This is a genomic window from Bacillus sp. JJ722 (assembly GCF_036963345.1).
Classification (GTDB): Bacteria; Bacillota; Bacilli; order Bacillales; family DSM-1321; genus Bacillus_AD.
In genome coordinates this window covers 39,946-64,998 of sequence record NZ_JBALMO010000030.1, presented here as the reverse complement: position 1 = coordinate 64,998, position 25,053 = coordinate 39,946, and the positions used below count along the sequence as shown (strand labels likewise).

Here is a 25,053-nt window from a genome sequence, read left to right as displayed (position 1 = left end):
ATGATATATTGTGGTAAGTTCATTAATAGAGAGAAAAGAAGGTGAAACACCGATGATTAGACGATTTTACTCGTACTATAAACCATACAAACGGCTATTCATTATTGACTTCGGCTGTGCAGTATTCGCCGGATTACTAGAATTAGCTTTTCCCTTAGCTGTACAATGGTTTATTGATTCATTATTGCCTGGGGAAGACTGGCCTACTATTGTAAGCGTAAGTTTTGGCTTATTAATACTTTATTTAATAAGTACCGGTCTACAATTTGTTGTAAACTATTGGGGTCACAAACTCGGTATTAATATCGAAACTGATATGAGACAAGAACTATTTCAACACATACAAAAGCAATCATTTCGATTCTTCGATAATTCGAAAACTGGCCATTTAATGAGCCGAGTTACAAACGATTTAATGGATATTGGGGAACTTGCGCATCACGGTCCAGAAGATTTATTTATTGCTATCATGACTTTCTTCGGAGCATTCTTCATTATGTTGACAATCAATGTAAAGTTAGCACTAATTACTGTATGCTTAATTCCATTTCTACTACTCATTATGATCTTTGGTAACTTAAATATGAACAAAGCATGGAAACGGATGTATGGAGAAATAGCAGAGGTTAACGGGCGCGTAGAAGATAGTATTTCCGGAGTACGCGTTGTACAATCCTTTACAAATGAAGATTTTGAGATTAACAGATTTACAAAAAACAATAAAAAATTCCGAAAAGCTAAGCTAGGCGGATATAAAGTAATGTCATTCAGCTTATCTGGCATTTACATTATGACACGTCTTATGACCTTAATAGTTCTTATTGTAGGTGCTTGGTTTGTATATGATGGACAATTGAAATATGGAGAAATGGTCGGTTTTATCCTATATGTAAACGTACTATTTAAACCTGTAGAGAAAATTACCGCTCTTATGGAATTATATCCGAAAGGTATGGCTGGATTTAAACGTTTTACAGAGCTTATTGATGTGAATCCTGACATTGAAAACCGAACAAATGCAGTAGATGTTTCCAAATTACATGGTGATATAAGATTTGACAATGTTAGCTTTGGATATGAAGAGAACAAAACTACATTATCAAATATTAGCTTATCTATTTCCGCTGGTGAAACAGTTGCCTTTGTTGGACCTTCTGGAGCTGGAAAAACAACCATTTGTTCTTTAATCCCACGATTTTATGATGTAGAAGAAGGTAAAATTGTGATAGATGGATTAGACATTCGTGATATGACAAAAGAGTCACTTCGTTCTCAAATTGGAATCGTTCAACAAGATGTATTTCTTTTTACAGGAACATTGAAAGAAAACATCGCTTACGGGAAGCTTCATGCAACAGATGAAGAGATTCATACCGCAGCGAAACGCGCACATCTAGAATCCTTTATTGCAGGCCTACCTGATGGTTATGAAACACAAATAGGTGAGCGAGGATTAAAGCTATCTGGTGGTCAAAAGCAGCGAATTGCCATTGCTCGTATGTTCTTAAAGAATCCACCTATTCTTATCCTCGATGAAGCAACTTCGGCATTAGATACAGAGACAGAAATGATTATTCAACAGTCATTAAACGAATTAGCTGAAAATCGAACAACATTAATTATCGCCCATCGATTAGCTACTATTCGAGATGCAGATCGCATCATAGTTGTTACAGAAGATGGTATAGCCGAGGAAGGTAAACATGATGACCTAATTGCAAACGGCGGCATCTTTGCTAACTTACACCAAGTGCAGTACCAGAGATAATATACAAAGAAAGCGCCATTCACTATTGGATGGCGCTTTAATTAATGACATTCTGGACAACGTCCATAAATTTCAAACTTATGTCCAGAAATATCGTATTCATTTAAGTCCTCAGATAGATTCTGCATTGGACATGTCGCAATTTCCTTAGTAGAGCCACAATCTAAACAAATAAAATGATGGTGATGATGATTATGACTACAAGTGAAGCGAAAATGTTTTTCACCTGATAGCTCAGTCATTTCCAGAATGCCTAAATCTACGAACAATGATAGATTTCGATAAATCGTATCAAAGCTTAAGCTTGGATAATTAACTTTCATATTTTCTAACACATCTTTAGCTGTTAAATACTTGTTATTATTAGAAAAAAGCTGAAGCATATCTTCTCTTTTACCAGTAAATTTATAACCTTTATCTTTCAATAGTAACAATGCCTCATCGACGTTCATGACGATCAACTCCATTACAAGTATTATCCCCTGTGGATTTTCACCTTCTTATATCCGATAGCTGCCAAAAGAATCAGAATCGCTATCATTACAATCGTTCCACCTGGTGCAAGATCTAAATAAAAAGATAGAAAGAGACCACCGACAACGGAAATTTCTCCAAAAATAATCGAGTAAACAATCATTTGTTTAAACCCATTAGCCAACCTCATACTTGCTGCTACAGGTAAAGTCATCAATGACGATACTAGCATAACTCCAACAATTCTCATTGATGAAGCAATAACAAGCGCAACGAGTATGATGAATATAAAGTGAATGACATTAGCTGGTATACCCGATGCTTTTGCATGATCTTCATCAAACGAAAGTAAGAAGAATTCTTTATATAATAATGTAATGATTGCTATAACAATAATGGCAACAACCAATATTGTCCACATATCCGCTCTAGAAACAGCACTTACACTACCAAATAAATAACTGAATAAATCTGTATTAAATCCTTCAGCTAGCGAAATAAAAATAACACTAATACCTATTCCACTTGATAAAATAATGGGTATCGCTAATTCTTGATAATGTTTGTAAACACTACGAAGACGCTCAATGAATAACGAACCAATTACAGAAAAGGCCATACCCATATAAAGCGGATTGATAGTACCTACGCTAGAGAAAAATTTCTTCTCTATAAACAAACTAAAAGAAATACCTGCTAGCGTAACATGACTCAATGCATCAGCTATTAAAGATTGCCTTCTTACAACAACAAATACCCCTAATAATGGAGCAATAATCCCAATAATGAGACCAGTAATAAATGCGTTTTGCAAAAATTCGTACTGCAATAAACCCGAAATCATCGGAAACCTCCCGATTACATATTATATGTTTTTTAATTCTTTGTGGTAACATTCCCATGAAAACAAGATAGCTCAACATCGCTTAATTGCTGATATTCATGTGAATTACCGTGGAAATGTAAGTATTTGTTCAAGCATGCAACATGTGTGATTTTTTCACTCACTGCTTCTACATCATGTGTAACAAGCATTAACGTAATGCCTAAATTTTGATTTAAATGTTCAAGCATTTTGTAGAATTGTTTTACATTAGCCGCATCAACGCCTACCGTTGGTTCATCTAATATTATAAGCTCTGGATCACTAACTAAAGCACGAGCAATAAATACACGTTGTTGTTGTCCACCTGATAACTCACCGATGTTACGATTAGCAAAATCTAGCATACCAACCGACTCTAAAGCGTTCCATACTTTTTCACGATGCTGTTTCTTCGCAAAACGAAAAAGACCTATTTTCTTTGTTAATCCACTCAATACCACCTCAAAGACCGTTGCCGGAAATCCACTATTAAATGAATTAGCTTTTTGTGAAACATATCCGATTTTATCCCATTCTTTAAAGTTTTGTAACTGTTTACCAAATAATTCAATCGAACCGGTTTGAACTTTTAACAAACCCAGAAGCAATTTCAACAGCGTAGACTTACCGGAACCATTCGGTCCTACGATTGCTAAGAAAGCTCCTTTTGGAATTGTAAGATTGATTTTTTCAAGAACAAGGTTCTTCTCGTATCGATAAGAAACATCCTTAATATTAATAATTATATCTTTCATTTATCTCACCCAATTTAAGAATCATTACGATTTACACGTTGTAGTATACCCTTTTTATTTATGAAAGTAAAGAAATGGGTCGTACTTCTTTTCTTTTTCAGTTCATTATCAATTCCTTTCTTCATATGTTAAACAAGAGGAGGGATGATGTGAGGTTTTTAGAAAGTATTATTAATATGAAAATAAATAATATCCGTAGAGATGAACTAATGAGTCTGGCCCAGCAGCATGGTGTCGTATTAACACTTGCTGAAGCCGATCGCATTGCCCAAGTACTACGGGGGAAAAACTATAATTTATTTAATAGCGAACAAAGAAGGCATATTGTCAATAAAATTGCGGCTATCATCGGTAATGACCGCGCCTTACAGATTGAACAAATATTTTTGAGTTTTACAGGAAGATAACATTATTCATAAAGTGAAACTTTAATCGGTGGGTGAATTCGTCCATCCCCCACCGATTATTAGGTGAACCAATCGGATTCTTTGGCGCTTCATCTACCACTTAAGCTTCTTCGCTTTTACTTTTGTTTGGAAGTGGGAGTCTTAGCGCCACCAATTAGAACGGGATAAAGAGGAGACTCAGGGAAGAGTCACCTCTTTACTTTATTACCAAAGAGAATTTCTTCATAGTCCGTTCTTCTTTCAAACCACCCGTTGTCGTATTGAATTTTTAAAATGGAATTTTATTGAAATTCATTCACTAAAAATATACAATAAATATAGAGTTAGTTAGTTGAATAACTAGTAAGGGGTGAATGGATGGCAAAGCCAAATGTAGTTAGCAAATTAGATTTAATTCAAGCCGCAAAAGATTGTCTAGTAGAAAAAGGAATTGATAAGTTTACATTAAGGGCAGTAGCAGATAAAGCAGGCGTAACTCAAGGTACCATTTATTATCATTTTCGTACTAAAGAGCAGCTATTTTTAGCTCTTGTTCAAGATGTATGCGATATATCTTGGAACGAATTAAGTGAATATAGCGACCATGTTATTACGAAAGCCATTGATTCAGCCAAAAGCCGATGTTCATATGATTCATTCTTTCACAGATTGTTCTTTACATTAATTGTATCAAGCTTTACGAACGAAAAAATGAATCAACAATTAGGAGAGATTATCCAAAAAGAAAACGAAGCACTCTCTAATCGTTTATCAACATTGTGGTCTACCTCTCCTATTAAGGGGATCTCATATGAAACATGGGCAATATTAATCAATGCCATTGTAGATGGTCTAGCAATGCAAGCTTTATTATCTAAACAATTTCCTGTAGAAAAAACATATTCAGAACTTGAACAATTATTAGTCCATTTAACTAAGCAAACTCATTCGGAGGGATAAAATTATGAAACAATACATGCTACCAACTATTTTCGGTATTACCGTTTGGTTTGCAGCTACATTGTTCTTTGCTTTATTTGGCGAACATGTTTTATTCGCACCTAATACTGCCTCATTTACAATGAGCCTAATAACATTAATTATCGGAACAGCCATCTCACTATATCTTATAACACGCTTATATTTACTTTTTAATCATAAGAAAAATGCAGCGCTGAGGTTTGGAATCATTGGAACTTGTATCGTTCTAGTTTTAGATACATTTTCTTTATCAAATTACACAGTCATTTTTCCCAATTTACACGATACGCAAATCATCGCCTTTACAGCTTGGATGTCATTTGCATATGCCTTATTTTTAATCATTCCCGCTGTTATTAATTTAAAATACACCAAAAAAGACGCGTGAAATGAACGCGTCTTTTTTGTTTATGACTGAGCCATAATATCCTCTAATACATTCTCTTGAAATGTACCTTGTTTCAACATTTCAATTTCAAATTTATAAGGAGCTTTCTTATTCTTTTTATCCTCACCCACATAAGGTGTTTCTAAAATTTTTGGAACATCCATTAGTTGCGGATGATGAACAATTTTATTAAGTGCAGAATAACCAATATGACCAAAGCCAATATTTTCGTGACGGTCCTTTCCAGCACCTCTCACATTTTTACTATCATTAATATGCAGTACTTTCAAACGATCAATTCCGATAATTTTATCAAATTCATTCAACACACCATCAAAGTCTTCGACAATATTGTAACCAGCATCATGCGTGTGACATGTATCAAAACAAACTGATAATCGATCGTTATGAGTAACTCCATTGATAATCATCGCTAGCTCTTCGAAACTACGACCACATTCCGTTCCTTTTCCTGCCATTGTTTCTAGAGCAATTTGCACTTTCTCATTTCCAGTTAACACTTCATTCAAGCCTTCAATAATCTTCTTAATACCCTCTTCAGCACCAGCTCCAACATGAGCACCTGGGTGAAGAACAATTTGAGACGCTCCAATTGCTTCTGTGCGCTGAATTTCAGATGTTAAGAAGTCAACGCCTAATTGGAATGTCTCAGGTTTAAGAGAGTTACCAATATTAATGATATATGGTGCATGCACTACGATATCGTTAATACCATTTTCTTGCATATGCTTACGCCCTACTTCAATATTTAAGTCTTCGATGCTTTTACGACGTGTATTTTGGGGTGCACCCGTATAAATCATGAATGTGTTTGATCCATAGGATACAGCTTCTTCACTTGCCGCAAGCAACATTTTTTTACCGCTCATTGACACATGTGACCCTATTTTCAACATTTCTCTTCCCCCTTTTTACTTATTTTTTCTTTCTTGATTTTGCTTCAATACGTCTTTGACGCTTCTTATGCGCTTCTAATTCGTATTGCTTTTTCTTTTTGTAACCTGGTTTTACTTTTTTCTTTTGAGTAACAATCGCTTTACCTTTCACATCAAGCTCTTCTTTTTGCTTCTTACGGTTTTTACGCTTGTTGCGATCATCTGATTCCGTCCATTCACCGTTTACAAAATCTTGGTTCACGAAGCTTACGCCTAGCTTCTCAAGCTTGTTTAGAGCATCTTCATCAGACAATTCATAAATTGTTGTCGCAATACCACTATAACCAGCTCTTCCCGTACGACCTGCTCTATGAATATAAAAATCTAAATCTGCAGGAATCTCATAGTTGATGACATGACTTACACCTTCAATATCAATTCCACGAGCGGCTAAATCTGTAGCTACAACATATTGGAATTCAAGGTCATTAATCTGCTTCATCATTTTACGGCGTTCACGAGGAGATAAGTTACCATGAAGGCGACCTACACGCAGACCTTTCTTAATTAAATCATCTGCTACGATATCTGCCATTTGCTTAGTATTCGTGAAGATAATAGCGAGATACGGATTATACGATGTTACTACATCATAAAGTAATTTCGTTTTATTACGATGACGTAACGGAATTAACACATGCTCAATTTTATGGGCAGTAATATGCTTTGGATCTACTTGAACATAGCGTGGGTTTTCCATGTACTTCTGTAAAAACGGCTTTAATTTCTCCGGTATTGTTGCTGAAAATACAAGCATTTGTAATTTTTCAGTCATACGCGCTGCGATGAAATCAACTTCTTGGATAAATCCCATATCAAGCATTAAATCCGCTTCATCGACTACTAAAGTTGTTGCAGTGTATACTTGTAGTGCTTTAGCATCCATTAAATCTTTAATTCGTGCAGGTGTTCCGATAATGATATGTGGCTGTTGCTTTAATTTATCAATCGTACGTTGCTTGTCCGTTCCACCTACGTAGCAACGAACGTTTACTTGCTTATCTTCTGGGAAGCACTCTGCAATTTTAACAGCTTCCAGATAAATTTGTTTTGCTAGCTCACGAGTTGGTGCTGTTATAATAGCTTGTACTTCTTCACGTTCTGGTTCTAATTGCTGCATAATTGGCAATAAATATGCATGCGTTTTACCTGTACCAGTTTGCGATTGCCCAATAATACTAGTACCTTTTAGTGTAGCTGAAATCACCCGTTCCTGAATATCAGTTGGCTTCTTAAAACCTCTTTTTTCAATGGCTTCTAGAATATATGGATGAAAGGAAAATCTTTCGAATTGATTTGACATATATAAACTCCTTAAATAATCTACATTTTTCAACAATAACTGCTTGTATTATCTTAACCTCTTTACTTGATTAACTCAACAATTCTAAACACATTATGAAAATTCTTTTAATTTGATATATAGTTTCATTCCCATTTTTCCCAAGTTTGCATAACTTAATAAGGAAGATTACTGTATTTCATTTATTAATACAAATAATATGTTGAGGAGAGAAATAGATCATGAATAGAATGTTTCATAATAATGTAGGCAATGATTTCCCTAGAAACTCTCCCCCATTTCAAAATAATATGCCAATTCAAGTTCCACCAAGACAAGTTGGAGTATTTCCCAATTCTGGTCCTAGACCAAATACACCTTATAATATGGCACCATTTCCTCCACCTGGCAATCAAGGGAGATTTCAAAAACGAATGGGTCCTCCAAAGAGAGGGCCTATGTCCCACAACCAGCAACAGAACTTTGCACAAATGCCTTTTGATCAGCAAGCTAATATGAATAATCAACAAAAGGGAGGACTATTATCAAAGCTCTTGAAAAAATCCGGGAGAAGAAATAACACACCACCACCACCTCCTCCACCCAACGGATTAAGTTCACCTTTTGCATTACCAACTAACCAGGCACGAAACGCTGCTGTAATCGCTAGTCAAACTGCTACTACTAGAGCTGCTAGTACTACTGCTACTAGTACTGCTGCTAGTACTGCTACAAGCAGCGGAGGAGTATTCAAAACACTATTAAATCCAGGTAACCTAACAAATATGCTAAGTAATACCCAAAGAGTTTTACAGGCTGCCGAATCTTTCACACCGATTGTTCAACAATATGGACCGCTTGTCAAAAACATACCGGCTATGTGGAAAATGTATCGGGGACTAAAAGATACAGATACAACAGAATCAAAAAAAGTAGATGACAAACCAGAAGTTAAACATGTGCCTGTTCAACAAACGATTGAGACGAAAATAATAGATCGTAAAAGTGTACCAATACAAGAAACTGTGCATTTAAAACCTCATGTAAAGCCAAGAAAAAATTCGCCTACTCCAACACCTGCGACTCCAAGGTTTCGGGAAGGTGAATCAAAGCCAAAATTATTTATGTAAAAATACAATTACCTCCTTTAACAGTGATAACATCTTTGTAAAGTTTTTAAACGTTCTATATAATAAGTTATAGTGCACTATGTGCTTGAATGAAGGAGGTTCATTATGAAAATAATCAAAATTTCTCCACGTGGCTATTGCTACGGGGTTGTAGATGCCATGGTTATTGCGCGAAATGCTGCTTTAGATAAATCATTACCACGACCAATATATATTCTAGGAATGCTAGTTCATAACGCACACGTAACAGATGCCTTTGAAGAGGATGGAATCATTACGCTAGATGGTAAAAACCGTACAGAAATCATTAATCAAGTCGAAAGTGGTACTGTTATTTTCACGGCCCATGGTGTTTCACCTGAAGTACGTGAAATTGCCGAACAACGTGGACTAGTTACAATTGATGCTACGTGCCCAGACGTGACTGTCACTCACGACTTAATTCGTGAAAAGAAAGCAGAAGGTTATCACATTATTTATATAGGTAAGAAAGGACATCCAGAGCCAGAAGGTGCAGTAGGCGTTGCTCCTGATGTTGTCCATTTAGTAGAAAATATTCAAGATGTGGAAAACCTGCAACTAGGTGATTCCAAAATCATTGTGACGAACCAAACAACTATGAGTCAATGGGATGTTCAAGTATTAATGGAGAAAATTCAAGAAATCTATCCACAAACAGAAGTTCACAAAGAGATTTGCAATGCTACTCAAACACGACAAGAAGCAGTGGCTGAACAAGCTGGTGAAGCGGATCTTTTAATCGTTGTTGGTGATCCACGGAGCAATAACAGCAATCGTTTAGCACAAGTTTCTGTAGAGATTGCAGGTACGAAAGCTTATCGAGTTGCAGACGTAAGTGAAATCAACCCTGAATGGTTAATGGATGTTGAAACAGTTGCTGTTACAGCTGGTGCTTCTACACCTACACCAATTACAAGAGAAGTTATCGCTTACTTGGAACAATTCGACAATAAAGATTCATCTACATGGAAAGCTGAAAAGAAAGTTCCATTAAATAAAATTTTACCTAAAGTTAAAAAGAATGTTGGAACAAAGTAATCGAGTACAATCTTCAAGATAAAAAAGGACGGTTCATCAAATCATTTGTACTGATTTAGTGAATCGTCCTTTTCTTTATTTTTTATAAAAAGGTAAATGGATCCGTATTAATCTCTGAAGTAAACACTTCAACTTCCCAGTCCTTCTTATCCTTATAAGAAGTTAACATGTTCGTTACGCCAGCTTTCATCACTTTTTCGATATTGTGACCTGGATCAACAATATTAAGTCCCATCATCATGGCATCATGTGCAGTATGATAATACATATCACCTGTTACATAGACATCTGCACCTTGAAATTTAGCTTGTGTAATATATTTATTACCATCGCCACCAAGGACAGCTACCTTCTTAACTGTATCTTGTAAATCACCTACAACTCGTACACCCTTTACATCAAAAGCTTCTTTCACATATTTCGCGAAGTTTGCTAATGTCATTTCCGTTGGAAGCTCTCCAATACGTCCTAGTCCAAGTGTTTCTCCACCATTTTGTAGAGAATATATATCATACGCTACTTCTTCATATGGATGAGCCTTAATCATCGCAGTAACTACGCGACGTTCTAATTCTTCAGGAAAAATGGTTTCTACTTTCACTTCTTGAACACTTTCAAGCTTACCAGCAGAGCCGATATGAGGATTTGTATCATTCCCTGGAAGAAATGTACCTGTACCTTGTGAAGTGAATGAACAGTGGCTGTAGTTGCCAATATGACCTGCTCCAGCATTACCTAATGCCTCACGAACTTTTAATTCTGCTTCTAACGGAACAAAAACAGCAAGCTTTCTCAACTTTGTTTCATATGTTGGTGCCAACACTTTTGTATTTTGCAACTGAAGAGCTTCTGCTAGCAAATCATTTACTCCGCCTTTTGTTACATCTAAATTTGTATGTGCTGCATAAACAGCAATATCATGCTTAATAAGCTTTTCAACCAATTTACCACTAGGTTGATCTGTAGCAATCTTTTGTAGTGGACGATAAATAATTGGATGATGTGCAATGATTAAATCTACTTGTTTCTCAATGGCTTCATCAACGACTTCATCAAGTACATCTAATGCAATCATTACCTTGGATATAGGTTTGTTTAACGTCCCTATTTGCAAGCCAATTTTATCGCCTTCCATAGCTAATTTCTTTGGTGAGAACTGTTCAAATGCCCCAATCACCTCAAAACCATTTGGCGTTTTTTTCATTTTGCTAATGCCTCCTCAACAAAACTACTATATCTCTTTAATTGCTCTTGCTTTGCCTCTGATGAATCTGTTTTACCGCTAGATTCTAATTGCTTAAGAATGTTTTGCCAATGCTCCTTTTCAGCACTCCATTTCTTCTTGAAGACATCATTGCACTCTTTCATTAGAAATGGTCCTAATAGCAGCTCAGCGTCTTTGTTTTCTGTATAAGGCTGATTACCATTTCCTTTTTCTGCAACGAGTACTTCGTAAATCTTGCCATCTTCCTCAAGAATAACTTCGTCAATTAACTCCCAATCGTTTTCAAGTAACCAATTACGAATGTTGACAGCCTGAATGTTCGGTTGTAACACCAAACGTTTTGTGCCCTCTAATTTTTCTTTTCCTCTTTCCAGTATGTTAGAAATCAATGTTCCTCCCATACCAGCAATTGTTATACAAGTTGCTTCTCCAGGATTTAATACCTCTAGTCCATCACCTTTTCGAACAGATATGAACCCTTCAAAGCCTTCTTCCTTTACTTGATTGTATGCTGAAGTCCACGGTCCATCTGCAACTTCGCCAGCAATCGCAGCTTGTACGAGACCTTTATAAACTGCATAACAAGGTAAGTACGCATGGTCTGATCCAATATCAGCCAATACACTACCTTTTGGTATAAAAGATACCACTGTATGTAATCGTTTCGATAAATTTTCGCTATTCATGTATGTCACCTTTTTTCTATTTTATACTGTTACAGTATAAAGAAGTTTCAAGCCAATATGCAACCTATTAACAAGAAAAACAACACAGTCCCTTATAAGGGCATTCGGAATCAAAACATGTAATCTAAACCTAAAAAAATAAACGGTTGAGAATTCAACCGCTTTCAAAAATGGTTTCTTATTTTAATTCTGACAACCATTTAGACATTTCATCTAATTTAGCTTCTGGTACTAAGCCTGGAGGCATTGCACCTTTACCATCTTTAAGAATCGCTTTAATTTCATCAACAGATTTCTTATCCCCTACACCTTTAAGAGCAGGACCCATGCCACCTTCATAAGAATTACCATGACATGATAGACAACTAGCTTGGTAAATCTCTTCAGGAGTACCTGCCGTTTGCTCAGTCTTAGCGCCTTTGTCACCTTTTTTCCCTTCGTTAGCCACTTCTTTAGCATCCCCTAGGCCTTTGAAAGAAAGAGCAAACATTAATACAATTCCCATAACCATAATCATAACAAAAGGCATTATTGCACTGTTCTTCATACGATCCTACCTCCCCTATGTACATTTATTTTCTATATACAATAATTTCAAACAACTCTTATTTTACTTGAAATTCTTTACAAGGAAAAGCCTAAAACAGAATATTATGGAATATTTTCGGAAATTAGACAAATATGTAAACATTTTCATATTGGTGATAAAAAAAGGAAATCAAAGATAGTTATCTAAATATTCTAACAATATTTTCTTATCTACAAAATGCCGTAATTAACAAAAATAAAGTAAACGATTACAATAGAGCCTAATACACCGGCTACCAAAAAATACTGCAAATTTAACTTCTTCCCGATGACTAACCAAACCATACAATTACATAACAACCCAATATACAAAAATATCATCTGTTCAGGAAAAAAAGATTCCCACGTATTAACGGTCAATAGGATCAATAAAAACGCTGCTGCGATGAGCGGAATAAGCAATGTCCGATTCTTCTTATATTCATAAATCATTATCACAATTAACGCTCCTATTAAAAATAAGAACAATGGAATTTGCATTGATGAACTATTTTCTGTAAAATAATTTACAATTAATGCGCTAACAATTATGAATGCAACGAAAAGGTAAGTGAAAAAAGGTTTGCGCTTAACTGTGACGAATTCTTCTTCGTCCCCTTCTGAATATAAAGCAAGTAAATAATCACAATATTTCTCAGGAAGGATTCTTGTTTCTTTCCAATAATGGATTTCTTTTATTATGACTTTTTTTCTCATTTCATCCATGCATATGTACACATCCTTGTATCTCTATATTCTTTATATCGGGTAAATTCTACTATAATTCAAGATGAATATGTATATGGTTCACAAAATGGTAAATGAGACCTAAAATTTATATTTATTAACAATAAAGGCAAAGAACATAAAAAAACTCATAAGCTATTCTTCTCCTCCTTTCGAATGACAAGAAGGACAAACACAGCTTATGAGCCCTATATATAAACTCTATTCTAAAAAGTCTTTTAAACGTTTGCTTCTGCTTGGATGTCTTAACTTTCTTAATGCTTTCGCTTCAATTTGACGAATACGTTCACGAGTAACACCAAAGACTTTACCTACTTCTTCAAGTGTACGTGTTCTACCGTCGTCAAGGCCGAAACGTAATCGTAATACGTTTTCTTCACGATCTGTTAATGTATCAAGCACATCTTCTAATTGCTCTTTTAGTAATTCGTATGCTGCATGTTCAGATGGAGAAGTTGCATCTTGGTCTTCAATGAAATCACCTAAGTGTGAATCATCTTCTTCACCAATTGGTGTTTCCAATGATACAGGCTCTTGAGCGATTTTTAAGATTTCACGAACTTTATCTGGAGTTAAATCCATATCTTCAGCAATTTCTTCTGGAGAAGGTTCACGACCCAAATCTTGTAACAGCTGACGTTGAACACGAATCAATTTATTGATTGTTTCAACCATATGAACAGGAATACGAATTGTACGAGCTTGGTCAGCTATTGCACGAGTGATTGCTTGACGAATCCACCAAGTTGCATACGTACTAAATTTAAATCCTTTACGATAATCGAACTTTTCAACAGCCTTAATTAAGCCCATATTACCCTCTTGGATTAGATCTAGGAATAGCATACCTCTACCAACGTATCTCTTCGCAATACTTACCACTAGACGAAGGTTCGCTTCTGCAAGACGACGCTTCGCTTCTTCGTCACCTTCTTCAATTCTTTCAGCAAGAGCAATTTCTTCTTCACCAGAAAGAAGATCTACACGACCAATTTCTTTTAAATACATACGAACTGGGTCATTAATCTTAACTCCTGGAGGAACACTTAAATCATTTAAGTCAAACTCTTCTTCTTTAGCTAATTCTTTCATATTCGGATCACTTTCATCATCGTCATCAGAAAGAACTTCAACACCTTGTTCTTGTAGGTAATCAAAGTACTCTTCAATAGCTTCAGAGTCTAATTCAAATGTTGATAACTTTTCACTTGCTTCTTCATAAGTTAGACGACCTGTTTTCTTACCTTTCTCAAGTAATTGTTCTTTCACCTGTTCAAGTGTAAGTTCATTTTCTACGTCTTTGGAACGAGCTGATTTATCAGCCATGTGTTCCCCTCCTTCCAAACTTTCGACACATCATACGAAACATTCATATATTTTATCCCGTTCAAACTGTTGCTAAGACTCCCACTTCCAAACGAAGAGAATACAAATTCGTTTAAGTGGGAGATTAAGCACCACTAAGAAACCGATTAGTTCAACTATTGTTTGGTGGAGAGATAAAAGAAACCCCCACCAATCAAAGTTTCACTTTATAAACTTTTTAATTGTTGTCTCTCAAAAGCTATTTCAGAAGCTATTTTTGCTGCTTGGATATGTTCACCTAACCGGATGGCCTCAGCCTTTTTTGCTTCTTTTTCTTTTATCATTAACAACTTTTGCTGTTTCAACACCACATTAACATAATCTTTTAACTCCTGATCAGAAGGATCTGGAGAAATTGACATCATTTCTACCTGTGATACGACTTTTCTTAATTGTTGATCAGGAATGTATGATAGGAAAAGACTAACATCAGGACTTTCACTATCTTCATAATAGCCATATAAATAAGTAATGATGGCTTGATGATCATCAATGTTCAATTCTGTATCACCTAGAAACTGTTTAATCTTATAAGCTGTGTCCTTACTTTGCAACATATGAGCTATTAACATGAGCTCTGCTTTTACATGAGCTGGATAGAGCTTTTGTTCACGTTGCAAAACAATCCCACTTGAAGGCTCACGACTATTAGTTTGCGGCAAATTTCCTCGCTTTTTCTCTGCAAAGAAAATGTTCTTTGCTTGTGCATTTAAAGCATCCAGAGATAAAGAGAACTCAGAAGAAATTTGGCGCAAATAATGCTCTCTTTCTACCGCATTCGGAAGTTTGGTAATCTCTTTTAATACTTCTTCAATATAAGATATTCGATCTCCTTCATTGTTCATGTTTCGATCTTTACGTAAAAACCTCATCTTGAATGATAAGTATGTGTGGCTATCACCAATAATTTCTTGCATAAAACTCTTAGATCCGTACTTCTTTATATATTCATCCGGGTCTAATGCATCAGGCATAATCGCAACTCTGACAGTTAATCCAGCTTGTGAAATTAACTCGGCTGCACGATTTGCCGCTTCAAGACCAGGTTTATCAGAATCGTAACAAATAAGAACTTCATTGCAATTTTTCTTAAGCAGATGTATATGATCTTCCGTGAGCGACGTCCCCATAGTAGCCAAACCATTTGTAACGCCCGCTCTTGAAGCTGATATCGTATCTGCAAAACCTTCAAATAATACGGCTTGTTCTTTCTTTCGAATAGAAGGCCTCGCTTGATGAAAATTAAACATTACTTTACTCTTATTAAAGATCGGTGTTTCTGGACTATTTAAGTATTTTGGTTCATCATCGCCAAGTGCTCTTCCAGAGAAAGCAACTACATCGCCTTGCTGATTCCTAATAGGAAACATAATGCGATTGCGAAAACGATCAAAGCTTTTCTGATCATTTTCCCTTCTTACAATTACTCCTGCTTGATCTAATAATTGTTCATCAAAGCCTCGCTTCGTTAGAAGTTTATGAACAAAATCCCACGAATTGAGCGCATACCCAATCGTATACTTGTCAATATCTTCACGGGTGAAACCTCGATCAAGTAAATATTGTAAGGCACTTTCACCTTCCTTTGTATTCACGAGTAGATGGTGGTAAAATTTACATAATAGCTCATGTGCTTCAATCATCATCTTATTAGCAGAAGGCTGCTGCTCTGTGTGCGTGGAATCGTTCGCTACAATTTGTAACGGTAAATTCCCTCTTTCAGCCAGCTCTTTAGCTGCTTCTAAAAATGAATATCCTTCAATATCCATTAAAAAGGTAAAAACATTTCCTCCAGCTCCACATCCAAAACAATGAAAAATTTGCTTATCTGGAGAAACAGAAAAAGAAGGTGTGTTCTCACCATGAAAAGGGCAAAGTCCGAAATAATTTCGACCTTGCTTTTTTAGCTGAACATAGTCGTTAATCACATCAACGATATCTACAGCATCGCGAATCATATTCAGTTGTTCTTCAGGTATTCTATTGTTAGTCATTGGATCACACCATTTTCTTTTTAGGTGATAATCTATTATATTCGATAAATCTGCTTATTTTCCTGCAAAGTTCGACAAAATTTTCACTAGTGAATTATGGAAATTAATTCGGTCATTTTCAGTAAAAGCTTTTGGCCCTTTCGAGTAAACACCCTTTCTTCTCTTCTTTGCGGCTGTATGCCTCATAAACAAGAGTGAGTCAATATTGTTCTCATTATAGAATGTTCCCTTTGGAGAAAGAACACAAACCCCTTTACCAAGTAATGCTGCCGCTAACCCGATGTCACTTGTAATAGCAATATCGCCTTTCTTTGCCACGTTCATCATATATAAGTCTGCTGCTTCCTTATCCCAATCGACATATACCCAACGTGCTTCCGGATATTTATCCGTTTTGTTCTTAATCGATGCTACAAAAACAACATCGACTTGATATTCCTTTGCACAGGCAATACATTCATCTTTAACAGGACAAGCATCCCCATCTACGATTATGGAAGGTTTATAAGTCATGTTTTCTTATTTCTCCATTTTTCTTCATATTCCTTCTTAAATTCTCATAAGTTTTTAAAAGAGAGCGGAATTGTCGAATTTTTTTTGAAGATTCTCTTGACATACTTATGATTATTAGTTTATTCCTTCATAAGCAACTCTAAACCTAAAGATTATTCTTTTTATCACAATTTTTCATTATAGAACATAATAAAGTAAAAATCTAGGCATTTAATTAATTTATCATGGCTAATTAACTACTTTTCCAGAAGTTTCTACATAAATGTTACCCTTAGGTTAAACTTACTAAATTGAATCTTCTATGTAAATGAGACCAAAAAGGAGCCATGCAGAAAAGCTAAGGTAAATCTTTTAGAAAACCATCTTTCCGTTTTCATTAAGAAATAGCTTAAAATTACACGCATGGCAGATTTGATCTACTAAGGAGTATTACATTAGAATAATACCTACTCCCCTTTAAAAAAGCACAGTCATTGTGCCCTCTTTAAATTACCTATCTTTTGTTATTTTGGATCATAGTAATGATATTATTAGCTGTTTCCTCTACCGCTTTATTCGTTACATCGATTACTGGGCATTTCAGCTTTTCAACAATGCTATCGAAATATTGTAATTCTTCCTTTATTCTACCTAGGTTAGCATAAATCGCGTGGTCACCTAAGCCTAATGTCTTAAGTCTCTCTTTACGGATATTATTCAATTTCTCTGGACTAATTTTCAAACCGATACACTTTTCTGGAGCAACAAGGAATAATTCTTCTGGTGGTTCTACTTCAGGCACAAGCGGTACGTTTGCAACTTTAAATCGCTTATGTGCTAAGTATTGAGATAGGGGTGTTTTACACGTTCTAGACACGCCAACAAGTACAATATCCGCTCTTAGAATACCACGTGGATCACGACCATCGTCATACTTCACCGCAAATTCTATAGCCTCTACTCGTTTAAAATAATCTTCATCTAATTTTCTTACCAATCCTGGCTCGTAAACTGGACTTAAATTTAACGTATCTTGAAGAGTATCCATTAAAGGACCAATAATATCGTATGCGACTATTCCTTCCTCTATTGATCTACTCTTCATATACTCTCGATCATGTGGTCTAACTAATGTGTAAGCAATAATTGCATCATTTAGTTTAGCAAGTGAAATAACTTCTTCAATATCTTCACGATGTTCTACATAAGGAATACGTTTAATCGTAATACTAGAATTAATAAATTGACTTACAGCTGCCTTCGTAACTAGTTCAGCTGTTTCCCCAACTGAATCCGAAACTACATAAATAATTGGTGAACTCATGAATTGTCCTCCCCAAATCTTAAATTTCCTCCGTAGCTAGAGAAACAAGTGCTTTTGTTATATTTGTCTTTGTAATCCTTCCGATAACTTCATAGCCTTTGTCTGTTTGTTTAACTACTGGAAGTGCATCTATTTGTTTCTCGATTAATTTCTTTGCAACCTCTATTATTAAATCATCTTTCATACACATTGCGATGTTCGGCATTCTTGTCATAATAATGTTAACAGGTATAGTAGTTAAGTCTTGTTTACCAATACTTGCCCGAAGTAAGTCTTTCCTTGATAGCACACCAACAAGGTGAGCATCTTGATCGACAACAAATAAAGTTCCTACATCCTCTAAGAACATTGTACAAATCGCATCATATACTGAAATACTATCAGATACAACAACAGGAATCGATTGAAAATCTTTAACATATAATTTAGAAAGATTATCAGTTAACAGTTGAGTACCTGATTTCCCGCTATAAAAATAACCTACACGCGGACGAGCTTCAAGAAATCCAGCCATTGTTAAGATGGCCAAATCAGGCCGTAAAGTTGCTCTCGTTAAATGCAGTTGTTCCGCAATACTTTCACCAGTAATCGGACCATTTTCTTTTACAATTCGAAGAATATGCTCTTGCCGTTTATTCAGTTCGATTTCATTCACCACCTAACTGCCTAACGCAGAATTAAGCTATACTATATATAATTATTATATACTAATTATTCATTTGTAAAAAGTACGATATACATATATATGTATATCGTACTTTTTTCTGTTTATTACTTCACTCATGGAATATTAAATGGATAAAATTTTATTCATATGAGCAAAACTACTAATTAGATTGCTTAATTCTTTCATTAAAGAAAGACGGTTAAAACGAATTGCTTCAACTTCTGCCATTACCATTGTATTGTCAAAATATTGCTCGATTTCACCTTTTAATGAAACAAGTAAAGCGAATTGTTCACTTTCATCCTGGGTAGATTCATACTGCTTTTCTACCATTTTAAACGCTTTATAAAGCTTTGTTTCTTCATCATTTTCAAATAACTCAGGTTTAACAACAGGAGATTCCGTCAGCTTAACCGCAATGTTCATCACACGGCTTAACGCTTCCATACTCTCTTTAAATGTTCCGTTGGTTTTTTCTTGTTCAAGAACTAGCGCACGGTTCACTAAAGAAGAAATAACACCTACTTGACCTGCTAACACAGCATCAATTAAATCGTAACGTACTTCTTTTTCATTTAATAAATGCTTAATGCGGGCGTTGAAGAAAGTGATAATCGCTTCTCTAATTTCTTCGACACTGCTTTTTGCAATTCCTGCACTTTCAACTAGTTTTAAAGAAAGGTCTACCAAAGTTTCTAAACGAATTTCCCAATTCTTCTCTACTAAAATTTGAACGATACCACTTGCTTGTCTTCTTAATGCATATGGATCTTGTGACCCTGTTGGAATGTTTCCAATAGCAAAGCAAGAAGTGATTGTATCCATCTTCTCTGCTACACTAACGATTGCTCCAACTTCACTTGGTGGCACGCTATCATCAGCATGACGTGGCATGTAGTGTTCATTAATAGCTACAGCTACAACTTCTCTTTCACCTTTAATACGAGCATATCTCTCCCCCATATATCCTTGTAACTCAGGGAATTCATAAACCATACCTGTTACTAAATCAAACTTAGCAATCTCAGCCGTTCGATCAGCACATTGTTTTGTTTCTGCATCTGTAGCTAAAATATCACTCAAGCTATTCGTTAATGCACGTACACGACTTACTTTTTCAGCCAATGTACCGATTTCTTCTTGATAAACGATTGTTTCTAATTTCTTCAAGCAAGAAGCAATATCTTTCGTTTGATCTTCACGGTAGAAAAAGTCTGCATCAGCCAAACGAGCACGAAGTACTTTCTCGTTTCCTCTCGCAACAATTTCAATACCATCACTGTTACCATTACGGATCGTAACGAAGAAAGGAAGTAATTCACCGTTTTGGTTCTTCACAGGGAAATATCTTTGGTGTTCTTTCATAGATGTAATCAAAACACGGTCTGGTAACTCTAGATATTCTTTCTCAAACTTACCAAATAAAGCTGTAGGGTATTCAACTAAGTTATTTACTTCTTCTAATAACTCTTCATCAACTGGAATTACCCAACCATTCTCTTGCTCTAATTGTTTTAATTGAGATAGAATCATCTCTTTTCTCTTTGTAGCATCTGCAATAACATATTGTTCTTCTAATTTCTCTTGGTATGAAGCCGGTGTTTCAATTACAATTTTCTCACCTAAGAAACGATGTCCAAGTGTCGTATTGCTTGTAGCAACATCCGTGATTGAGAATGGCACTACATCTTGGCCAAATAAAGCAATCATCCATTTAATTGGACGAACAAAGCGTAGATCTTGGTCAGCCCAACGCATGTTCTTCGGGAAAGAAAGTGATGTAATAATATCTTTTAGCTCAACAAGTAGTTCTTTTACTTGCTGACCTTTCGTAAACTTCTGTACGTGGACGTATTCAACACCTTTAATCTCCTTGAAATAGATGTCTTCAACCGCTACACCTTGACCTCTCGCGAAACCAATCGCTGCTTTAGACCAATTGCCCTCCGTATCAAGTGCAATTTTCTTAGCTGGTCCTTTTGCTTCCTCTTGTGTATCTTCTTGCATTTCATTTACATCTGTAACAAGAATTGCAAGACGACGAGGTGTTGAATATTTTTGGATAGCTGTAAAGCTAATTTTTTTCTCTTTTAGCCAAGCTTCTACTTTATTTGATAACTGCTCAATAGAATCGGTAACGAAACGAGCAGGTAGTTCTTCTAAACCAATCTCTAATAATAAATCTTTCTTACTCATGAGTATTTTCTCCCTTCTGCTTTAAGATTGGGAATCCTAACTTTTCACGCTCATCATAAAATGTTTTCGCTACTTTTCTGGCTAGGTTACGACAACGGGCGATGTATCCTGTACGTTCTGTTACAGATATTGCTCCTTTTGCATCTAGCAAATTAAAAGTATGTGAACATTTTAGAACATAATCATACGCTGGGTGTACAAGACCTTCTTCCATCTGTGCATGGGCTTCTTTCTCATACATATTGAACAGTTCAAATAACATTTCAGTATTGCTTGTTTGGAATGTATATTTAGAATGCTCGAATTCTGGTTGACCGAAGATGTCACGAATCGTGAACCCTTCAGTCCATTCAAGATCAAATACATTTTCTTTATCTTGAATATATGAAGCAAGACGCTCAATACCATACGTAATCTCAACAGATACTGGTTTACATTCAAGACCACCAACTTGTTGGAAATACGTAAACTGCGTAATTTCCATTCCATCTAGCCATACTTCCCATCCAAGGCCTGCACAACCTAATGATGGATTCTCCCAATTATCCTCAACGAAGCGAATATCATGCGCTAATGGATTAATTCCTAAAGCACGTAAAGAGTCTAAATACAGCTCTTGAATATTGTCAGGAGACGGTTTCATAATTACTTGGAATTGATGATGTTGATATAAACGGTTTGGATTCTCACCATAACGACCATCTGCTGGACGACGAGATGGTTCAACATACGCTACATTCCAAGGCTCAGGTCCAATCGCTCTTAGGAACGTATATGGACTCATCGTTCCTGCACCTTTCTCCGTATCGTATGCATTCATAAGAATACATCCTTGATCTGACCAATGTTTTTGTAGAGTTAAAATCATATTTTGTATATTCATACGGCACCTCCGATTTTTGATTAACATAGAGAAAAGAACACAAAAAAACTCTCATTCCTATGCTTCTTCGCATAGGGACGAGAGTTACCCGCGGTTCCACCCTAATTGCAGTCTATTTAAAATAAACTGCCTCTTTTCAAGTTTCATTTGCTCCGGAACGCCTTCTCTGAAGATTTATAACTCGGCTTCCACCAACCCCGAGCTCGCTTCTATAAATGATTTCAGTTACTCTTTTCCATCAATGCAATATTTACTAATTTACTACTATTATTTACATAGCATTTTATCCAAATAACTTACCTTTTGTCAACATTACATTACAATTTTATTCGTTTTTTTTATAGTTACATAAGTCCATCAAGCTTATGCATTTGTTGCAGAAACTTTTTCGACTTCAAATGTAAGCCTGAATATTCATCATAATACGATTCAATTATTAACTTTAATTCTTTTTTTGTTTCGGGCTTTAATGAAATACTCCCTAATCTCGAAAGATCAAAGTAATAAAATAGACGCAGTAATTTTACTGCCATTGGACTAGTTGGTATACGATAACGATCTCTATCCTTACATCGATGGCACAAAAAGCCACCTTCCTTCACTGAAAAAGAAAATTCCCCTTCTGTTTGATCGCAAGATACACAACGATCTAGCACAGGTGGAATGCCTAATACACTCAACATTTTCATTTCAAAGATAGCTGTAAGTACTTCGGGATCGTACCCTTCATTAATATAATTCAACATTTGATAGAGCAATTCAAATAAATACGGATTGGATTTCTTATCATCCGTCGCTTTATCAAGTAGCTCAATTATGTAAGAAGCATAAGCTGTACTAACAATATCTTCTCGGATATGTCGAAATGATTCAATCGACTCTCCTTGAGATAGACTACCTAATCCTGATGATGTTTGAACAAGAAAATAGCCGTAATAAAAAAGCTGAGTGACGGAAGAGAGCCTACTATTTGGCTTGTTAGCTCCTCTTGCCATCACTCCAATCTTACCCCATTCGCGAGTATAAATGGTTATTATTTTATTATTCTCCCCATAATCTGTCCGGCGAATGACAATGCCTTCACATTTTTGGATCAAGACAAGTCACCTTCTTCAACTTAAGCCAGCCAAGACAATATTATGAAAGCGTTGTATTCATTTCTGCTAGTTCGTCATCCATACTTTCAAATGGGTCTTGATTGTCCAACTGAATTTCTTTAAACAAAAGATACGTGTCTACGCTACCTGTTTCTTTAAAAATCTTCCAGGTAAAATCCAACATCTTAAATCCCACCTTTTTAGTTTTTCACTAGCAATCGTAAATCCAACTATAATATTATCTTGACCCACCTCTATTTTTTCATGTGCTACAAAAATTACTAATTAATAATCGTCATTAAATCCATAGTCTCTTAACACGGACATTTTATTACGCCAATCTTTTTGCACCTTCACCCAAAGCTCTAAATAAACTTTTGAACCTAGAAGGAGTTCAATGTCTTTACGCGCTCGTTGACCAATTTCCTTCATCATACTACCTTGTTTACCAATCACAATACCTTTTTGCGAGCTACGTTCTACAATAATCGTCGCCATAACTTCCACGATATCTTTGCCTTCTTTTTTCTTAATAGAATCAATTACAACAGCAATAGAATGCGGTACTTCTTCACGTGTTAAATGTAAAACTTTTTCACGAATAAGCTCTGAAATGATAAATCTTTCCGGATGATCCGTTACTTGATCAGCAGGATAGTATTGCGGCCCTTCAGAAAGTTGATTTTTAATTGTTGTAAGCAATGTCTCAACATTATTACCTTCAAGTGCAGAGATAGGAACAATCGCTTGAAAGTTCAACTTTTCTTTATATTTCTCTATTAATGGTAGTAACTCATCAGGATGTACTTCATCAATTTTGTTAACAACTAGAAATACAGGTGTTTTTATATCTTGTAACTTCTCAATGATGAATTCATCTCCACGTCCAAATCCTTCAACTGCATTCACCATGAAAAGAATAACATCTACTTCTCGTAAGGCATTAATCGCACTCTTTACCATGAAGTCACCAAGCTTATGCTTTGGTTTATGAATTCCTGGTGTATCAATAAAAATCATTTGTGAATCATTTCCGGTTAATACACCTTGTACTTTATTTCTAGTTGTCTGTGGCTTGTCACTCATAATTGCGATCTTCTGTCCGATTACACGGTTCAAGAATGTTGATTTCCCTACATTAGGTCTACCAATTATCGAGATAAACCCTGACTTATACGTTTTTTCTTCAGTATGGTTATTACTTGTCATCTAAATCCTCCGGTGAAAATGCCCCTGGTAATAATTGCTCAACCGTTATTTCTTGAACATCCCCTTCTAAGTTTGTCAAATACACAACCATGTCTTTGGGACAAAGTTCCGAAATAACTTGGCGACATGCCCCACATGGTGGAACAGGTCTTTTTGTATCAGCTACTACTGCAAGTGCACTAAATTCTTTATCTTCTTGTGCATAAGCTGCAAATAACGCAGTTCTCTCCGCACAGTTACATAAGCTATAAGCTGCGTTTTCTATATTACAACCATGATATACTTTTCCGTCTTTTGTAAGTAAAGCGGCTCCTACCTTGAACTTTGAATAAGGTACGTATGCCTTCTCTCTTGCTTGTTTTGCTTCTTCCATAAGTTGTTTTGATTCCATACAAAACTTCCTTTCAAAAGGGCGTATTTTTATTTTACAATATTTATACTTACCATGGAGTTATTAGCTAAAAATGTAATATAGTTGTTATACTTTACCAGTTTTCAAAAATACTCCAATGAACATACTTACTTTTATTTTATCTACTTTCGTGCATAAGTACACA

26 protein-coding genes and 1 other annotated feature are annotated in these 25,053 nt (G+C 35.7%); of the genes, 6 read left to right on the top strand and 20 right to left on the bottom strand.

All coding sequences use genetic code 11. The features are described from left to right. The first annotated feature begins 52 nt into the window (after positions 1 to 52). Positions 53 to 1,768 carry an ABC transporter ATP-binding protein gene (locus tag V7014_RS05120; protein WP_335504832.1) on the top strand — a complete coding sequence of 572 codons (1,716 nt, stop codon included), beginning with the start codon at positions 53 to 55 and terminating at the stop codon, positions 1,766 to 1,768. A gap of 41 nt (positions 1,769 to 1,809) precedes the next feature. On the opposite strand, the gene V7014_RS05115 is transcribed toward V7014_RS05120, so the two are convergent. From V7014_RS05115 to V7014_RS05105, 3 genes are read right to left on the bottom strand one after another with little or no spacing between them, the layout of a single operon-like run. Next, positions 1,810 to 2,220 (bottom strand): Fur family transcriptional regulator, encoded by a 411-nt coding sequence (locus V7014_RS05115; RefSeq protein WP_335504831.1) that lies wholly within the window; start codon positions 2,218 to 2,220, stop codon positions 1,810 to 1,812. A 23-nt stretch (positions 2,221 to 2,243) separates the two neighbouring features. Next, on the bottom strand, positions 2,244 to 3,086 hold the full coding sequence (locus V7014_RS05110) for a metal ABC transporter permease (protein WP_335504829.1): 843 nt from the start codon (positions 3,084 to 3,086) through the stop codon (positions 2,244 to 2,246). Positions 3,087 to 3,118: 32 nt separating this feature from the next. Beyond that, on the bottom strand, positions 3,119 to 3,862 hold the full coding sequence (locus tag V7014_RS05105) for a metal ABC transporter ATP-binding protein (RefSeq protein ID WP_335504827.1): 744 nt from the start codon (positions 3,860 to 3,862) through the stop codon (positions 3,119 to 3,121). 149 nt (positions 3,863 to 4,011) lie between these two features. Between V7014_RS05105 and V7014_RS05100 the strand changes: the two genes are divergently transcribed. The 3 genes from V7014_RS05100 to V7014_RS05090 all read left to right on the top strand — a co-directional run bounded on the left by V7014_RS05100 (position 4,012) and on the right by V7014_RS05090 (position 5,617). Continuing rightward, positions 4,012 to 4,269 (top strand): DUF2624 family protein, encoded by a 258-nt coding sequence (locus V7014_RS05100; protein ID WP_335504825.1) that lies wholly within the window; start codon positions 4,012 to 4,014, stop codon positions 4,267 to 4,269. A 357-nt stretch (positions 4,270 to 4,626) separates the two neighbouring features. Beyond that, positions 4,627 to 5,208 (top strand): TetR/AcrR family transcriptional regulator, encoded by a 582-nt coding sequence (locus V7014_RS05095; RefSeq protein WP_335504823.1) that lies wholly within the window; start codon positions 4,627 to 4,629, stop codon positions 5,206 to 5,208. A gap of 4 nt (positions 5,209 to 5,212) precedes the next feature. Next, on the top strand, positions 5,213 to 5,617 hold the full coding sequence (locus tag V7014_RS05090) for a DUF5367 family protein (protein WP_335504821.1): 405 nt from the start codon (positions 5,213 to 5,215) through the stop codon (positions 5,615 to 5,617). Between the two features lie 20 nt (positions 5,618 to 5,637). Here V7014_RS05090 and V7014_RS05085 read toward each other — a convergent pair whose 3' ends face one another. Both V7014_RS05085 and V7014_RS05080 read right to left on the bottom strand, forming a co-directional pair. Next, complete coding sequence (locus tag V7014_RS05085; protein WP_335504819.1) at positions 5,638 to 6,534, bottom strand: deoxyribonuclease IV; 897 nt, start codon at positions 6,532 to 6,534, stop codon at positions 5,638 to 5,640. A 19-nt stretch (positions 6,535 to 6,553) separates the two neighbouring features. Beyond that, positions 6,554 to 7,876, bottom strand: a complete 1,323-nt coding sequence (locus V7014_RS05080) for a DEAD/DEAH box helicase (protein WP_335504817.1) — start codon at positions 7,874 to 7,876, stop codon at positions 6,554 to 6,556. A 221-nt stretch (positions 7,877 to 8,097) separates the two neighbouring features. Here V7014_RS05080 and vrrA point away from each other — a divergent pair, with 221 nt between their 5' ends. Then, positions 8,098 to 8,985 (top strand): VrrA/YqfQ family protein, encoded by an 888-nt coding sequence (gene vrrA, locus V7014_RS05075; RefSeq protein ID WP_335504814.1) that lies wholly within the window; start codon positions 8,098 to 8,100, stop codon positions 8,983 to 8,985. Positions 8,986 to 9,090: 105 nt separating this feature from the next. Next, positions 9,091 to 10,044, top strand: a complete 954-nt coding sequence (locus V7014_RS05070) for a 4-hydroxy-3-methylbut-2-enyl diphosphate reductase (RefSeq protein ID WP_335504812.1) — start codon at positions 9,091 to 9,093, stop codon at positions 10,042 to 10,044. Between the two features lie 82 nt (positions 10,045 to 10,126). Here the strand turns inward: V7014_RS05070 and V7014_RS05065 are convergent, their stop codons facing one another. From V7014_RS05065 to V7014_RS04995, 15 genes are all read right to left on the bottom strand, one after another. Beyond that, the gene (locus V7014_RS05065) at positions 10,127 to 11,248 is read right to left on the bottom strand and encodes a Nif3-like dinuclear metal center hexameric protein (protein WP_335504810.1); all 1,122 of its coding nucleotides are present in this window, start codon (positions 11,246 to 11,248) and stop codon (positions 10,127 to 10,129) included. Next, positions 11,245 to 11,955 (bottom strand): tRNA (adenine(22)-N(1))-methyltransferase, encoded by a 711-nt coding sequence (locus V7014_RS05060; RefSeq protein WP_335504809.1) that lies wholly within the window; start codon positions 11,953 to 11,955, stop codon positions 11,245 to 11,247. The genes V7014_RS05065 and V7014_RS05060 overlap by 4 nt, the downstream gene beginning before the upstream one ends. A 178-nt stretch (positions 11,956 to 12,133) precedes the next feature. Then, a complete protein-coding gene (gene cccA, locus V7014_RS05055) occupies positions 12,134 to 12,502 on the bottom strand; it encodes a cytochrome c550 (protein WP_335504807.1) in 369 nt (122 codons plus the stop codon). Between the two features lie 212 nt (positions 12,503 to 12,714). Further along, on the bottom strand, positions 12,715 to 13,248 hold the full coding sequence (locus V7014_RS05050) for a hypothetical protein (protein ID WP_335504805.1): 534 nt from the start codon (positions 13,246 to 13,248) through the stop codon (positions 12,715 to 12,717). Positions 13,249 to 13,470: 222 nt separating this feature from the next. After that, the gene (gene rpoD, locus V7014_RS05045; protein ID WP_335504803.1) at positions 13,471 to 14,595 is read right to left on the bottom strand and encodes an RNA polymerase sigma factor RpoD; all 1,125 of its coding nucleotides are present in this window, start codon (positions 14,593 to 14,595) and stop codon (positions 13,471 to 13,473) included. Positions 14,596 to 14,801: 206 nt separating this feature from the next. Then, positions 14,802 to 16,628 carry a DNA primase gene (gene dnaG, locus V7014_RS05040; protein ID WP_335504801.1) on the bottom strand — a complete coding sequence of 609 codons (1,827 nt, stop codon included), beginning with the start codon at positions 16,626 to 16,628 and terminating at the stop codon, positions 14,802 to 14,804. A 54-nt stretch (positions 16,629 to 16,682) separates the two neighbouring features. Continuing rightward, the gene (locus V7014_RS05035; RefSeq protein ID WP_335504799.1) at positions 16,683 to 17,141 is read right to left on the bottom strand and encodes a YaiI/YqxD family protein; all 459 of its coding nucleotides are present in this window, start codon (positions 17,139 to 17,141) and stop codon (positions 16,683 to 16,685) included. Positions 17,142 to 17,634: 493 nt separating this feature from the next. Beyond that, entirely contained in the window at positions 17,635 to 18,444 is an 810-nt protein-coding gene (locus V7014_RS05030) for a pyruvate, water dikinase regulatory protein (RefSeq protein WP_335504797.1), read from the bottom strand. A gap of 19 nt (positions 18,445 to 18,463) precedes the next feature. Then, positions 18,464 to 19,099: a helix-turn-helix transcriptional regulator gene (locus tag V7014_RS05025; protein WP_335504796.1), complete on the bottom strand. Its 636-nt coding sequence runs from the start codon at positions 19,097 to 19,099 to the stop codon at positions 18,464 to 18,466. A gap of 135 nt (positions 19,100 to 19,234) precedes the next feature. Beyond that, positions 19,235 to 21,307, bottom strand: coding sequence for a glycine--tRNA ligase subunit beta (gene glyS, locus V7014_RS05020; protein WP_335504794.1), 2,073 nt, complete (start codon positions 21,305 to 21,307; stop codon positions 19,235 to 19,237). Continuing rightward, on the bottom strand, positions 21,300 to 22,190 hold the full coding sequence (gene glyQ / locus V7014_RS05015) for a glycine--tRNA ligase subunit alpha (protein ID WP_335504792.1): 891 nt from the start codon (positions 22,188 to 22,190) through the stop codon (positions 21,300 to 21,302). Before glyQ ends, glyS begins: the two co-directional genes overlap by 8 nt. A 70-nt stretch (positions 22,191 to 22,260) precedes the next feature. After that, positions 22,261 to 22,441: a binding site (T-box leader), on the bottom strand. A gap of 93 nt (positions 22,442 to 22,534) precedes the next feature. Beyond that, positions 22,535 to 23,287, bottom strand: coding sequence for a DNA repair protein RecO (gene recO, locus V7014_RS05010; protein WP_335504790.1), 753 nt, complete (start codon positions 23,285 to 23,287; stop codon positions 22,535 to 22,537). A gap of 40 nt (positions 23,288 to 23,327) precedes the next feature. Beyond that, entirely contained in the window at positions 23,328 to 23,471 is a 144-nt protein-coding gene (locus tag V7014_RS05005; protein ID WP_335504788.1) for a YqzL family protein, read from the bottom strand. 101 nt (positions 23,472 to 23,572) lie between these two features. Beyond that, entirely contained in the window at positions 23,573 to 24,496 is a 924-nt protein-coding gene (gene era, locus V7014_RS05000) for a GTPase Era (RefSeq protein WP_335504786.1), read from the bottom strand. Beyond that, on the bottom strand, positions 24,486 to 24,887 hold the full coding sequence (locus tag V7014_RS04995; protein ID WP_335504784.1) for a cytidine deaminase: 402 nt from the start codon (positions 24,885 to 24,887) through the stop codon (positions 24,486 to 24,488). The genes era and V7014_RS04995 overlap by 11 nt, the downstream gene beginning before the upstream one ends. Positions 24,888 to 25,053: the final 166 nt, after the last annotated feature.